1 protein-coding gene is annotated in these 834 nt (G+C 71.1%); it reads right to left on the minus strand.

Features of this window, described 5'->3' with window-relative positions:
- Window positions 1-834 (minus strand): beta-ketoacyl synthase N-terminal-like domain-containing protein (locus tag CUT83_RS04600; RefSeq protein WP_143688492.1); only part of this gene is annotated, 834 nt, incomplete at both ends.

An 834-nucleotide genomic window follows, 5' to 3' on the forward strand; every position in this document is an offset into this window, starting at 1 on the left:
CCGCCGACACCCCCGCCGACGCCAACGCCTGCCGGATCACCCGCTGCTGCGACGGACCGTTCGGCGCCGTCAACCCGTTCGACGCACCGTCCTGATTCACCGCACTGCCCCGGATCACCGCCAGCACCCGACGCCCGTTGCGCCGCGCATCCGACAACCGCTCCAGCACCAGCAACGCCGCACCCTCGGCCCACCCCGTACCATCGGCCGCCGCCGAGAACGCCTTGCACCGGCCGTCCGCCGACAACCCCCGCTGACGACTGAACTCGACGAAGGTGTTCGGTGTGGACATCACCGCCACTCCTCCGGCGAGTGCCAGGGTGCACTCGCCCTGCCGCAGCGCCTGCGCGGCCAGGTGCATCGACACCAGCGACGACGAGCACGCGGTGTCCACACTCACCGCCGGGCCCTCCAGCCCGAACGTGTAGGCCACCCGCCCCGAGGCCACACTGCCGGTGTTGCCGGCGAGGAGGAAGCCTTCGAAACCGGCGGGAGCGGGCCGCAGCCGGGAGCCGTAGTCGTTGTACATCACGCCCGCGAAGACGCCGGTGCGGGAACCGCGCAGCGACCCCGGATCGATCCCCGCCCGCTCCAGCGCCTCCCACGCCGTCTCCAGCAGCAACCGCTGCTGCGGATCGGTCGCCAACGCCTCCCGCGGCGAGATCCCGAAGAACTCCGCATCGAACCGGTCCGCATCATGCAGAAACCCGCCCCACCGCGTGTACGACGTCCCCACACTCTCCGGATCCGGGTCGTACAACGCCTCCAGATCCCACCCCCGGTTCTCCGGAAACCCCGAAACCGCATCCCGCCCCTCGGCCACCAGACGCCACA

Source organism: Streptomyces barkulensis (genome assembly GCF_002843305.1).
In the GTDB taxonomy this organism is placed as follows: domain Bacteria; phylum Actinomycetota; class Actinomycetes; order Streptomycetales; family Streptomycetaceae; genus Streptomyces; species Streptomyces barkulensis.